General features: G+C 66.8%; 16 protein-coding genes. 6 read left to right on the plus strand and 10 right to left on the minus strand.

The genetic code is table 11. The features are described from left to right. Positions 1-57 precede the first annotated feature (57 nt). Positions 58-1713: a GTPBP1 family GTP-binding protein gene (locus tag TX80_RS17910; protein ID WP_049924690.1), complete on the minus strand. Its 1656-nt coding sequence runs from the start codon at positions 1711-1713 to the stop codon at positions 58-60. 159 nt (positions 1714-1872) lie between these two features. Between TX80_RS17910 and TX80_RS19575 the strand changes: the two genes are divergently transcribed. Further along, positions 1873-2049 (plus strand): hypothetical protein, encoded by a 177-nt coding sequence (locus tag TX80_RS19575; protein WP_195893112.1) that lies wholly within the window; start codon positions 1873-1875, stop codon positions 2047-2049. A 146-nt stretch (positions 2050-2195) separates the two neighbouring features. Here the strand turns inward: TX80_RS19575 and TX80_RS17915 are convergent, their stop codons facing one another. Continuing rightward, a complete protein-coding gene (locus tag TX80_RS17915) occupies positions 2196-2402 on the minus strand; it encodes a hypothetical protein (protein WP_049924691.1) in 207 nt (68 codons plus the stop codon). 448 nt (positions 2403-2850) lie between these two features. Further along, a complete protein-coding gene (pyrF, locus tag TX80_RS17920; RefSeq protein WP_049924692.1) occupies positions 2851-3651 on the minus strand; it encodes an orotidine-5'-phosphate decarboxylase in 801 nt (266 codons plus the stop codon). 138 nt (positions 3652-3789) lie between these two features. Here pyrF and TX80_RS17925 point away from each other — a divergent pair, with 138 nt between their 5' ends. Further along, the gene (locus tag TX80_RS17925; RefSeq protein WP_049924693.1) at positions 3790-4056 is read left to right on the plus strand and encodes a hypothetical protein; all 267 of its coding nucleotides are present in this window, start codon (positions 3790-3792) and stop codon (positions 4054-4056) included. Positions 4057-4059: 3 nt separating this feature from the next. On the opposite strand, the gene TX80_RS17930 is transcribed toward TX80_RS17925, so the two are convergent. The 4 genes from TX80_RS17930 to TX80_RS17945 form a co-directional block, all read right to left on the minus strand. Further along, positions 4060-4479, minus strand: coding sequence for a VOC family protein (locus tag TX80_RS17930; RefSeq protein WP_049924694.1), 420 nt, complete (start codon positions 4477-4479; stop codon positions 4060-4062). Positions 4480-4530: 51 nt separating this feature from the next. After that, positions 4531-5367 (minus strand): alpha/beta fold hydrolase, encoded by an 837-nt coding sequence (locus tag TX80_RS17935; protein WP_049924695.1) that lies wholly within the window; start codon positions 5365-5367, stop codon positions 4531-4533. A gap of 43 nt (positions 5368-5410) precedes the next feature. Then, positions 5411-6103, minus strand: a complete 693-nt coding sequence (locus TX80_RS17940) for a haloacid dehalogenase type II (protein WP_049924696.1) — start codon at positions 6101-6103, stop codon at positions 5411-5413. 63 nt (positions 6104-6166) lie between these two features. Beyond that, the gene (locus TX80_RS17945; RefSeq protein WP_049924697.1) at positions 6167-6967 is read right to left on the minus strand and encodes a class I SAM-dependent methyltransferase; all 801 of its coding nucleotides are present in this window, start codon (positions 6965-6967) and stop codon (positions 6167-6169) included. A 196-nt stretch (positions 6968-7163) separates the two neighbouring features. Here TX80_RS17945 and TX80_RS17950 point away from each other — a divergent pair, with 196 nt between their 5' ends. From TX80_RS17950 to TX80_RS17960, 3 genes are read left to right on the plus strand one after another with little or no spacing between them, the layout of a single operon-like run. Beyond that, entirely contained in the window at positions 7164-7658 is a 495-nt protein-coding gene (locus TX80_RS17950) for a cation:proton antiporter regulatory subunit (RefSeq protein ID WP_049924699.1), read from the plus strand. 35 nt (positions 7659-7693) lie between these two features. Continuing rightward, the gene (locus TX80_RS17955; protein ID WP_049924700.1) at positions 7694-8920 is read left to right on the plus strand and encodes a cation:proton antiporter; all 1227 of its coding nucleotides are present in this window, start codon (positions 7694-7696) and stop codon (positions 8918-8920) included. A gap of 45 nt (positions 8921-8965) precedes the next feature. Next, positions 8966-9625, plus strand: coding sequence for an HAD family hydrolase (locus TX80_RS17960; RefSeq protein WP_049924701.1), 660 nt, complete (start codon positions 8966-8968; stop codon positions 9623-9625). Here the strand turns inward: TX80_RS17960 and TX80_RS17965 are convergent, their stop codons facing one another. The 3 genes from TX80_RS17965 to TX80_RS17975 are packed head-to-tail and all read right to left on the minus strand — an operon-like array spanning position 9626 to position 11226. After that, positions 9626-10036, minus strand: a complete 411-nt coding sequence (locus TX80_RS17965) for a hypothetical protein (protein WP_049924702.1) — start codon at positions 10034-10036, stop codon at positions 9626-9628. A 49-nt stretch (positions 10037-10085) separates the two neighbouring features. Next, positions 10086-10544: a DUF2240 family protein gene (locus TX80_RS17970; protein WP_049924703.1), complete on the minus strand. Its 459-nt coding sequence runs from the start codon at positions 10542-10544 to the stop codon at positions 10086-10088. Between the two features lie 40 nt (positions 10545-10584). After that, positions 10585-11226, minus strand: a complete 642-nt coding sequence (locus TX80_RS17975; protein ID WP_049924704.1) for a reverse transcriptase-like protein — start codon at positions 11224-11226, stop codon at positions 10585-10587. A gap of 174 nt (positions 11227-11400) precedes the next feature. Here TX80_RS17975 and TX80_RS17980 point away from each other — a divergent pair, with 174 nt between their 5' ends. After that, positions 11401-12966: an ABC transporter substrate-binding protein gene (locus TX80_RS17980; protein WP_049924705.1), complete on the plus strand. Its 1566-nt coding sequence runs from the start codon at positions 11401-11403 to the stop codon at positions 12964-12966. Positions 12967-13009: the final 43 nt, after the last annotated feature.

Here is a 13009-nt window from a genome sequence, read left to right on the forward strand (position 1 = left end):
CCGGTGGAGACGTGACCGGACGCGGTTCCGCGGCGACCGTCGCGTTACCGATCAGCCTCAGTCGATCGGATGGACGTCGGTCACCGTCCCGACGCCCTTGCTACGGCCCTCGCGGAAGACGAACTTCTGGCCCTCCTCGACGAGGTACGGGCGGAACTTGAACCGGACGGTGGTCGTGCCCGTATCGCCCGGGAGGAGCCGGCCGTTTTCGGGGTAGAACGCGGCGGCTTCGCCGATCGTCTCGAGGTGGACGACGGGTTCGTAGCCGTCGCCGATCCGGGTGGGGTGGTTGAGTACCATGACTTCGGCCTCGAACTCCCGGACGGGGTCGGGGTCGGCGTCTCGGGGCAGGAGCACCATGCCGCGTTCGATGGCGCTCTCGTCGATCCCCTTGAGCGCGATGCCGACGATGCGACCCGCCTGGGCCGTGTCGACGCGGTGGTAGTGCATCTCGATCGACCGCACCTCGACCTCCCGGAACCGGCCGTCGGGCATCGGTCCGATGAGGAGTTCGTCACCCGCTTCGACCTCGCCGGACATCACCGTCCCCGAGGCGACGGCACCGACGCCGGTCACCGAGTAGCTTCGGTCGACGTACATCCGGAACTCGCCGGCGTCCTCGGCGGTCTTCGGGAGCCGGTCGAACAGTTCGTCGAGCGTGTCGAGCCCCTCCATCGTCATGGCGCTCGTTCGGACGATCGGGACGACGCGTTCGCTGATCTCCTCGACGGCGGCGTCGACGCCGTGGCGTGTGACCCGAAGCGGGGACTTGTCGACCTCCCGGAGGAGTCGCTCGACCTCGCGTTCGACCTCCTCGACGCGATCGTCGTCGACGGTATCGGTTTTCGTGATCGCGACGATCGTCGGCAGGTCGGTCGCGAGCAACACGCCGAGGTGTTCGCGGGTCGTCCGCGTCGGCCCGTCGTCGGCGGCGACGACCAGCAGGCCGTAGTCGAGTTTCTGGCCGACGAGCCCGCGGATGGTCGTCCGAAGCCACGGCTCGTGACCGACGGTATCCACGAACGAGACGAGCCGATCGGCGGTTTCGACGACCTCGGCGCGGTCCGACTTGCGGTTCGGGTTTCGAACGCGGACGGGACCGTCGTCGTCGAACCCGTAGACGGCATAGGAGAGGTCCGCCGAGAGCCCGCGCTCGACCTCGTGGGGCTGGACGTCGAGGAACGCACGGGTCGCCCCGTCGCCGTCGTCGGCCTTGCCGGTCACCAGCGATCCCACGAGCGTACTTTTCCCGTGGTCGACGTGGCCCGCCGTCCCGACGACGACGTGTTCGTCGTCGGTCTCGAGGACGCCGCCCTCGCGGATCGTGGCGACGCCGACGAGTCCGCGTTCGGCGGTCTCCGACGCCCGGTCCGCTTCTTCCCCGGTCGAGTCAGAAATCCCGTTGACGCCCCACGTCTGAACGTCGTCGATGTGCGCGTCGGCCTCCTCGGCCAGCAACGAAAGCACGTCCATCGTCTCGGAGAAGGTGTCGGGATCGACGCCGGCGAGGCCGCCGTCGTCGGTGACGCCGACCACGTACGTCGCCTCGCCGTCGCCGGAAAGGAGTCGGTGTCGCAGTTGCGCGGCGAGGCTCTCCCGTCGCCCACCCTCGAGGTGGACGTCCCGCGAGAGTCGTTCCTTGAACTCGACGTTGCCACCGTCCTGTTCGCCACGTTCCAGGGCCCGCTCGAGGAGGGCCCGGTCACGGCTCATATGGTCCGATAGCGGCCCCCACGGCAAAAGCTTTCTCGTCAATTGATACCGTACACCATCCTTTACCGGCGGTATTTCCCGGTTTGGGGCCGGCGGAGCGGCTCACCGCCCGAGCAGTTCCGGGCCCGGTTTCAAGGCGCTCGAGGCCCGATAGCACTTATGAGCATCAGCGGCCTCTGTCAGATCTGCGAGTCCCGGGAGGCACAGGAACGATGCACCAACTGCGGCACGCTCGCGTGCGAAAAACACTACGACCGCGGGAAGGGACTCTGTGCGGACTGTGCCGCACAGGCCGACCCGGGCCAAGAGTCGGACGTGGACATCCACCGGTTCTGACTCGAGGCCGGTGTACGGGCCGGCCCCGCGGGCGGAGCAACGGCGGCGGTTGGGAGGGAGGCTGTGGACGCGGTTGGGAGCGGCCGTCGCCCGAACGCCGCGGAGCCGGCGTGCCGCCCGCCTCGAGACGGGAGGCCGGACGGCCGTTATCCGGTCCGCGAGTCCGGGTCGCCGTCGGACCGCCGATCGAGAATCCCCGGCGAAACCGGACAGCCACACGGGCCGGCGGTGGCCTCGAGCGGCCCGGCCACGGACACCCGCAGGATCGGCGTGCCACACCGCGGGCAGGGGGTCGCCCACGACGGCGGATCAGGGTCGTCGCTTCCGTCGCGGTCGTGACTGCCGCCGGTCATCGTCCCACCCCTCCGGCTCCGGCGTTATGACCGAAATCGGTACTCCGGCCGGTCGAAGCGGTCGTCTCGAGGAGCGGGTCTCGAGTCACTGCCGCAGTGGACGCGAGGCGAGTGGCCGGAACGGCTGGACGGCACCCGTCCGCGGAACGGACGCCTTCGCTGTCTCTCGCTGTATTTTTCGGACGGTACGGTTGTCTTGCGGGACGTTTATATCCCGGTAGAATGTACGCAATCATGGCTTCAAATCCCGGCTAGGGGATTGGAAGCCACGTCTCGGGTGTGCCAGCACCCGGGGCATTTCGCGAACGCCCGTGGAACGTGACTTCCATTCTGCGTATTGTCGTCGGATAACTTATATCTACTGTTAGCGGTCCGACACGTCCGGTGGACGGGTGGCTCGAGGAAATCGCCGAAAGCCGTCAGTCGGCGTGGGCGGCCCGGGTCCCGGTCAGTCCCGATACTGATTGAGCCGCCGCTTCAGCCGCTTGGCCGCCCGTCCGCTGGCCGCCGCGAACTCCTCGCCGTCGTCTTCGCCGGCGAAGATGATCCCGCGCGAGGAGTTGACGAGGCCGACGCCGTCGGCCAGTCCGTACTCGACGGCGGCCTCGGCGTCGCCGCCCTGCGCCCCGATCCCGGGAACGAGAAACGGAAGGTCGGGCACCTGTTCGCGCAACTCCTCGAGTTCCTCGGGCTGGGTCGCCCCGACCACGAGTCCGACGTTGTCGTTCTCGTTCCAGAGATCCGCGAGCGCCGCGACCCGCTCGTAGACGGGTTCGCCGGTCTCGAGTTCGAGGTCCTGAATGTCGGCACCGCCGGGGTTGGAGGTGCGACAGAGGACGAACACGCCCGACTCCGCGTCCGCGAGGAACGGCTGCAGCGAATCCCGACCCATGTAGGGGTTGACCGTGATCGCGTCGACGGTCTCGAGCAGTTTCGCGTACTGTCTGGTCGTGTTCCCGATGTCGGCGCGTTTGGCATCGAGCAGGACCGGCACGTCCTTGCCGTGGGCGTAGGCGATGGTCTCCTCCAACGCGGCCCACCCGTCGGGGTCCTCGTAGAAGGCCGCGTTTGGCTTGAAGACGGCGGCGTGTTCGTGGGTCGCGTCGATGATCCGCCGGTTGAACGCCCACCGGGGCAGGTCGTACTCCTCGAGGTGGTCGGGAATGCGCGACGGGTCGGGGTCGAGACCGACGGAGACGACGCTGTCGACCGTCCGGATGCGGTCGTGCAAGCGGTCGAAGAAGTTCATGCGACCGAATGGCCGGCCGACGGTCGAAAAGGTTGCTATCCGTCGAACACCCTCGGTACCGACTCGTGATCGTGACTATCACTCACTCCAAAATTATTTGACGATAGCTACTTCGCCATCGTTCTGGAAGGAGCGGGTATGACGCTTCGACGGACGCTGACGAAGGGTTCCGGACTCGGTCGTCTCCGGGACCGCCTTCGAGTTGCGCTGCAAACCGCCGGTTCCGGCGACACCGCTCCCGACCGGGGATCGACCGCCGACGGACCGGCGTCGACGAACGAGTCGCTCGGCAACCTCTTTTCCTGTCCGCACTGTTCGGTCGTCTACATCGCCGAGGAAAAACGGGTCTGTCCACGGTGTGAACGCGACGTAGAGCAGGTTCGCTCCACGTTTCGCTCCCGGTAGCGCTCAGCGCTCGAGCACTTCCACGAGGTTCGACTCCGGATCGCGGAGGAACAGGATCGAACTGCCGCTTTCGGTCGTCTGCGGCTCGCTGATCGTGGGCACGTCGTCGGGAAGCGCCGCGGCAAAGGCCTCGAGGTCGTCGACCGCGAACGCGACGTGGGACGCGCCGGGCTGGTTGAGCCCTGCTGCCGGCGAGCCGCGGGCTTCGGGGTCGTACTCGACGAGTTCGACGCGGACGCCGTCCGCGTCGAGGTGGACGAACTCGCCGCGGGCGTCGTCGACGCCGACGGCCTCGGAGAACGCCTCGCCGCCGACGCTGAACCGATCGACGACCTCGAGTCCGAGCACGTCCCGGTAGAACGGCAGCGTCGTCTCGAGGTCGCCGACGGTGAGCCCGACGTGGTGTGCGTTGAGCGATGACATGTGGTAGATCTTCGAGGCCAAGGGAAAAACGCTTCCGCCTCCCCGGGGGCCTCAGCCCGCCTCGAGGAACTCACGCAGTCGCTCGCGGTAGGCGTCCGGGCGGTCCGCCATGACCCAGTGGCTCGCCTCGTCGATCCCGACGAGGGTCGCGTCGGGGACGTCTGTTTCCAGCCGCTCGGCGAAGTCGATCGGCTGGAACTCGTCCTCGGCCCCCCACAGCAGGAGCGTCCGGGCCGAGACGTCGCTCGGATCGATCTCGGTCGTGTGGCTCGTGTTCGTCCCGATGGCGTTGCGCGAGAGCGAGACGATCGCCGTCTCGGAGTCCCACGGGGCGAGCAGCCCCTCGACGAACGCCTCCTCCGGGTCGTCGTAGCGGGTCGTCCGGAAGATCCCCTCGAGCAGGTCCCGGGCGTCGCCGACGCTCATCTCCTCGATAGTCGCGGGGAGGCCGAGTTCGAGGATCGATTCGACCGGCCACGAGTCGTAACAGACCGCGTTCGAGAGCACGAGGGTCTCGACGGCCCCCGGATTATGGGCGGCGTAGCGAAGCCCGACGCCGCCCCCGAGGTCGTGGCCGACGAACGAGACGGTCTCGAGGCCGAGTTCCGCGAGCAGTCCGTCGACCATCGCCTCCTGAGCGCGGATCGAGCGGTCGAACCCGTCGTGCATCGCCGAGTTCCCGTAGCCGGCCATGTCCGGGACGATCACCCGGTAGTCGTCCGACAGCGGCGGGGCGACGTCTCGCCAGAGGTACGACGACGTCGGAATCCCGTGGCAAAACAGCAGGGGATCGCCGCTCCCGTCGTCGTAGTAGGCGACCTCGAGGTCGTGCTCGTCGACGGTCACCGTCGCCGTTTCTTGGGTTTCGGTCCACGTGTCGTACTCCATGGCGTGTCGCGGTGCCACGCGAACGTCAATAGCGGTTGGGGGGTCACGCCGCCTCGAGTTCGTCGACGAGTTCGGGGATGCGTTCGATCGTCAGATCCGGGTCAGTCTCGTACGGTCCCCACCGGGTCCCCTGTCGGTTGATCCAGACGCCCTGCATGCCGGCGTTGATCGCGCCCGGGACGTCCCACCAGCCCGCGGCGACGAACGCGATCGCTTCGACCGGGGTCCCGATCCGATCGGCCGCGTGGCGGTACAGATCGGGAACGGGTTTGAACCGTTCGACCTCGTCGGCGCTGATCGTCCCCGCGAGCAGCGTCTCGAGATCGGCGTGGTCGACCATCGACTCGAGCATGCCCTCGTTGCCGTTCGAGACGACGTAACAGTCGTATCCCAGCTCCCGGAGTCGCTCGAGACCGTCGCGAACGTCGTCGAAGACCGGCAGCTCGTGGTACGTCGAGAGGATCGCCTCGCGCTCGTCCTCGCCGACGCCGGCCCCGACTGTCTCGAGGGCGTACCGCAGCGCGTGGCGATTCATCCCGTAAAAGGCGTCGTACTCGCCGATCGCGTTGCCGACCATCGCGTAGGTGAGCGACCGCTCCCGCCAGAGCTTCGCGACGAGATCGGGGTCGTGTTCCTCGAGGTGGTCCGAGAGCGCCTCGGCGACGGCGGAGACGTCCACGAGCGTCCCGTACGAGTCGAACGCGATCGTCTCGACCGCGTCGGGGTCGAACGACATGGCGTTGTGCTACCCCGAGGAGGTCGAAATAGCTTGGCCCGCGCCCACACGAGTACGTCGCCGTCACTCGATCACGGCCCGAACTTGGAGGTACTCGACCCGGATCGCGTTGTCGCCGAACCACTCCTCGAGCACCGTGACCGCGTCCCGACGGAGCGCGGCGCGGGCCTCGTCGTCGTCCATGCGCCGGAGGATCGGCGAGAGCGGTCCGGACTCCTCGGCGAACTCGCGCCAGAAGTGATGGGGCGTGGCATACCGGAACTCGAGCAGGCGACGCTGGAACGAGCAGGCGGCGACATCGGCGAACTGCTCGCGGACGAAGTCGGGGTCGCCCCACTGGAGGTGCGACCACGGATCGTCGGGCGAGGACCCGACGTGGTCGGTCAGGACCGCCGTGAGGTCACCCACGACGCCGTTCGGTGACCACGCGGTGAAACAGACCCGTCCGCCGGTCCGCGTCGCGCGCCGGAGTTCCGCGCCGGCGCGCGTCGAGTCCGGCGCGAACACGTGGCCGAAGTTCGAGAGGACGACGTCGAACGCGTCGTCCGGGACGGGCAGGGTCTCGGCGTCGCCGGCGACCCAGTCGATGTCGTCGTAGCCGGCGAGCGACGCGTTGTCGCGGGCGCGCTCGAGCATTCCGTGGGCGAGATCGATGCCGACGACGTCGGCCCCCGACCGGCGGGCCGTCAGCGCGGCGTTGCCCGTCCCGCAGCCGACATCGAGGACGCGATTGCCCGGATCGACGCCCGCGGCGTTGATCAGGCGCGCGATAGCGGGCAACATGTTCGGGGCCATCGCCGGATACCGGCCGGCCGACCAGACGTGTCTCGCCGATCGGTCGCCGGACTCGCTCGAGTCGGTCATACCGCGTCTCAACGCTCGACGGGGAAAAGTCGGCGGCCGTCAGCTGTATTCTTCCCCGGACACAACCGTTCACCCCCGTGCAAAGCGTGAACGCGCTCACACGTCACGCCGGGCACGGGGACGTGGAGTGAAACGCGCGATGAGGTCCGATCGGACGGGGGTCGGCATTTAATGCCCGCGGTTCCAACGTATCCGTATGACCATCTACGAGAGCGATCTCCCCGGCGTCGGGAAGAAGTTCGAGGTCGAACTCGAGGACAGCACCCGACTCGTCATCGTGACCCACAACACGGGAAAGCGGGAGGTCTACCTGAAGGCGGACGCGGACGCGGATGGCGACAAACTGTTCGAACTTTCAGATCGGCTCGCCCGGAAGGTCGGGACGATTCTCGAGGGCGCGTACTTCCAGCCCGTCCAAGCCGAGGCGGTAGAGACGATGCTCTCCGACGATACCTTTCTCGAATGGTACAACGTCACCGAAACGGCGGACATCGCCGGTCAGAGCCTCGAGGGGGCTCGGGTTCGGGAGCGAACGGGCGTCTCGATCGTCGCGATCCAGCGCGGCGACGACCTGATCTCGCCGCCGAATCCGGAGACCGTCCTCTCGGTCGGCGACACGCTCGTCGTCATCGGCGACCGCGAGGACTGCGCCGAGTTCGAAACGCTGCTCGGCGACGAAACCGAGGCGTGATCGATCGATGGCGGTCCTGTCGGAGGTGATCCGTAGTGGCGGCTGAGTCGACTGCCCTGATCGACGTCGGCGCTCTCTTCGCGGCCGTCGCGCTGGCCGGCCTCGGCGCGAACCGGATCGGACAGTCCGTGATCCCGTTTTACATCGTCATCGGCATGCTGCTCGGCGAGCACGTCCTCGGCCAGATCGACTTCCCGTCGCTGCTCGGGACGGAGATCGTTCCTCACGGTTCCGAACTCGCGCTCGCCGAGACCGACTTCGTCCACGTCGGTGCCGAAATCGGGATCGTCCTCCTGCTGTTTTTCCTCGGGCTCGAGTTCAACCTCGACCGGCTCATCGCCTCGAAGGACCGGATCTGGAAAGCCGGCACCGTCGACCTCGCGATCAACTTCGGTACCGGGCTGGTCCTCGGATGGGCCCTCTTCGGGGCGTTCTTGCCGGCCGTTCTCACCGCCGGGATCGTCTACATCTCCTCGAGTGCGATCATCACGAAATCGTTGATCGACCTCGGCTGGATCGCCAACGACGAGGCCGACGCGATGCTCGGGACGCTGGTCTTCGAGGACCTGTTTATCGCCGTCTATCTGGCGATCGTTACGGCGCTTGCGCTCGGCGGCGGCAATATCGGCGACGCGCTGGGACTGATCGGGCTCTCGATCGGCTTCATTCTCGCCTTGCTCTTGCTGGTTTACTCGGGGACGGCGTGGTTCCAGCGCAGCCTCGAGACCGATTCCCACGAGTTCATCGTCCTCAGAGCGCTCGGGATCACCGTCCTCGTCTCGGGGGCCGCGCTCACGCTCGGGGTCAGCGAAGCCGTGGCCGCCTTCTTCGTCGGGATGGCCTTTTCGGCGACCGATCACGTCCACGACCTCGAAAACCTGCTCGAACCGCTTCGGGATACGTTCGCGGCGGTGTTTTTCTTCTGGATCGGACTCGTGACCGATCCGACGCTGTTTCCCGAGGTCGTCTGGCTCATCGCCGCTGCCGTCGTTTTGGCGACGCCCACGAAGCTGCTCAGCGGCTACCTCGGCGGGCGGATCTACGACCTCAGCGAACGCCGTTCCGTCCGCGTCGCGCTCACCGGAGCGGGTGCCGGCCTCGAAACCGGGATCGCATCGGACATCTACGCGTTCGCCGTCGGCTACGTTCTGGTCATGAGCATCCTCGGGACGACGCTCATGCAGTACGCGGACGAGATCGAATCCGTCGTCGTGCCGAGACTCGAGAGCGGACCCGCGGCGGCGCGGTCGGGAGACGATTGACCCGGAAGGGATAGTTTCAACCGCCTCGAGTCCCCCGTGACGCCTATGCCACGGGCGGTCGTCTTCGACCTCGATTACACCCTCGCCGTGCCGACCCGGGACCGCGCGACCATTCTTCGGGAAGCCGCGGACGTCGCCGGTGGGCCCGCCCTGACGCGAGCGGAGTACCTCGAGGCCCACCGTCGGAACCTCACCCGCGAGACGCGCGAACCCATCTTCGCCGACTTACTCGAGGGACGCGAGACCGACGCGGACCCGGCCGCGATCGCGGCGGCCTATCGCGAGACCATCGCGGAGACCCTCGAACCGCTCCCCGGCGTCGAAGGGATGCTCGAGGAACTCGGGACCGACTACCGGGTCGGGCTGCTCACCAACGGTCCCGTCCGCGCCCAGCGGGACAAACTCGCCACCCTCGGCTGGGAGCGGATCTTCGACGCGGCGCTCGTGACCGGCGAACTCGAGGCCGGCAAACCGGATCCACGGGCCTTCGAAGCGATCGCGGCCGCGCTCGAGGTCGAGCCGACGGCGTCCGTCTACGTCGGTGACGAACCCGAGGCCGACGTGTACGGGGCGACAAACGCCGGCATGGACGCGATTCAGGTCCTGCTCGAGGACGGTCCCGACCCCGATCCGCGGGCCGTCGCCCACGTCGACCAGACCGAAATCGCGACCGCGCTCCCGGACATCCTCGGGACGCTCGAGTGACTACTCCTCGTCGCGCAGCCGTCGAACCACCGTCTGTACCACGTCCGTCGCCCGCTTGACCGCCGCGCCGCTCTCGACGAACACGAGCGTCCGCGGCGGCTGGGTTGCTTTCGGCCGCACTCGAAGGCCGGCCTCGTCGGCCGCCGCCGCGGCGTGTTCCTGTCCGGCTTCGAACTCGAGACGGGCGCGGTCGTCGTGGACGAACGTCCGTGCGAATCGATGGCGGCCGTCACTCTCGTCCCGTCGGGTCAGGACCACGTCGTAGGCGCGAGCGCCGTCGGCCGTCGGTTCGACGTCGCGATCGGCGTTGGAGACGGCGACGGCGTCGAGTTCGCCGTCCTCCCGGCCGTCGAGTTCCGACGCGAGAAGCTGTGCGATCCGTTTGCCGTCGGTGATCCGGTCTTCGACCATGCCGGTCGTCGGGGAGGCGGCGACTAACCTGCTTCGGCTTGCCGACGCGTCAGCCGTCCCCGTCGTCGCCTACCGCCGACCGGGCGATCGGCACGAGATCCGAGACGTCGAGTCCCTGACGACGGGCGTAGACGACCGCCGCGGCTTCGATCGTTACGCCGAGGTCGTCCTGCAGGGAGTTGATCGCGCCGACGGCCTCGTGTTTCTCCATGCCTTCCGCGACGAGCGAGTCGAGAACCCGTTCGAACGCGGAGCGTTCGCGAAGGAGGTCCTCGTCGGGGACGAACTCCTCGGGAACGGTCACCGCGGACGGATCGAACGTCGCGACGAGGTCGTCGTCCTCGTGCTCGAGCAACCCCTCTCGGGTGGCGACGTCGATCAGGCGTTTGGACTGATCCGGCGAGAACCAGTCGCGGTCGAGCGAGAGCGCGACGACGAACTCGCTTTCCTCGAGACGAGCGGTGCCGTTCTGGATGAACGGGGCGGCGACCGCGACGCGAAGGCTCATCGGGGACGACTCTCTGTAGCGACGAGATAACGGTGACGGTCTAGTCCGATGCGCGTTCGCTCCCGCCGTTGCGGTCGGCCCGGGACGGTGGCGGAAACTCGGCGGCCGTGGGTTCCTCGGGCGGCTCCGGCAGCACGCAGCGGTCCGGTTCCCGGTTGACGTGCTGGTACCGGTCCGGGGTGTTCGCCAGCGGATGGGCGGGGTTTTGATCGCTGTCGATGCGGGCCGCCCGAACCTCGTCGAACCCGTTGAGGCGGGCCAGAATCCCGCGCCAGTGATACCGCGTCGCGGCGGGAACGGAGATCTGACGCGGTGGTTTGCCGTCGGGATGGGCCGTCGCGAGGACGGCGTTGTTGACGTTGCTGGCGAGCGCGTCGTGGTCGACCAGCACGCCGACGCGGGCGTCCCGCGGCGAACGCGCGGCCAGAACGTCGAGTCCGAGGTGTAAGGCCCGGTATTCGGCGACGTTGTTGTCCGGCGGCGTATCCGCCGTCGCGACGCGTGCGACGCGGGTGCCGTCGCGCGTTTCGATGACAGCACCCAGCCCCCCGCCCGACTCCCGGAACGACCCGTCGGTAGCGACGTAGAAATCACGATGATGCGTCCGGGGAGGATGGGCGATATGAGGGGTGGGCGACTCGTCGAACAGGTCCCGCAGTGCGGACCGGCCGTGAGCGGCCATACATCCAGTAGGAGACGTGAGAGACTTAAGCCTGTGGGAGGGGTTATATTGTGAAAAACGTACCCGGCCACACCATTGGTTATTAAAATTCGCTGCATCACGGCCGAAAGGAGATAACTCAAACTTCCGGTACCACCAACATTTATCAAAGACACCTATGATTTATCGTGTGGTATGATGGATGCTCACAATCCGAGTATCGATCGACGGACGCTCCTGAAATACACCGGGGCCGCCGGTCTCGTTACGGGCATCGCCGGCTGCCTCGGGGGCGGCGACGACACCGACGAGGTCGTCATCACCTTATCGGAGTTTCCGGACACCGTCGATCCGATCGATCACATCACGGGGGACTACTTCGACGTCTTCGATCACATCTACGAGCCGCTTTTCGACATCGAACCGGGCGAAACGCCCGAGCCTCGAGTCGTCGAAGACTGGGAGCACACCGGCGACGGGGCCGTCGACCTGCTGCTGCGGGAGGACGTCCAGTTTCACGACGGACAGGACCTCACCGCGGAGGACGTCGCGTTTACGCTGCGACGGCAGATCGATCCGGAGTTCGGCACCGCCTCCTCGCAGGTAGCGGGGCTTGCCTCGATCGACGGGGCGGAGGTGATCGACGATCACACCGTCCGGTTCGAGTACAGCGGCGCGTCGACGCTCGCGGAGTACGAGTTCGGGAACTACGCCCGGACGATGAACGCCGAATGGGCTCGAGAGCAGGGCGCGGAGACAGAGAAGATCACCGGGGACTCGGCGGAGGTCTTCAACGGGACCGGCCCCTACGAAGTCGTCGAGTTTACGCCCAACACCGAAATCGTCCTCGAGGCGTTCGACGACTACTGGGGCGAGGAGCCTCCGTTCGATCGGCTCGTGTTCAACGCAGACAACGAATCGAGCGGACGGGTCAGCGCCCTCGAAACCGGTGAAACAGATCTCACCCTCAACGTACTCCCGGAAGACGTCGGGACCGTCCGCGAGAATCCCGATACCGAAATCCGACGGGTGACCAGCTTCCGGAACATCTTCTGTCCGATGAAAAACGAATCGGAACCCTTCGACAGCCAGGCGTTCCGGCAGGCGATGAACTACGCGGTCGACAACGAGGGAATCATCAACGACACGCTCAGTTCGTTCGGGGCACCGATGAGCCAGCCGACCCCGGACGGCGTCAACGGGTACAACCCCGACCTCGACCCGTATCCGTACGACCCCGAACAGGCCGAACGACTCGTCGACGAGAGCGGATACGCGGGCGTCGAGATCGAACTCGTCGCGCCGCAAGGACGCTATCTCAACGATGCCGACGTCGCACAGACGGTCGCCGACCAGATCGATCAACTCGAGAACGTCGACTGTGGCTCGAGGATCGTCGACTTCGGCGTCGTCTCCGACGCGAACTCGGCGGGGATGGACGACTACGACATTCCGTTTTTCCTGATCGGCTGGAGCGTCATCACGGGCGACGCCGACTACGGCCTCGCCGGCTTCTTCCAGGAGGAAGGCGGCGTCCAGACCTTCCGGGACGAGGAACTCGACAGTGCGATCGAAGAGAGTCAGGGCATCGAAGACCCCGAGGAACGCGAGCAAGCGCTCCAGGACATCAACGAGATGGCTCGGGAGAAGGCCCCGTGGATCTTCCTGCACCTTCAGGAGAGCATCTACGGCGTACAGGAGGAGATCCAGTGGGAACCCCGGAAGGACGAAAGCATCTGGGCCTGGGAGATGAGCCGGTAAACCCGTCGTCTCCGTGATACTGTAATGACAGTGATGATAGCTG

This window comes from Halopiger djelfimassiliensis (genome assembly GCF_000455365.1).
GTDB lineage: Archaea > Halobacteriota > Halobacteria > Halobacteriales > Natrialbaceae > Halopiger_B > Halopiger_B djelfimassiliensis.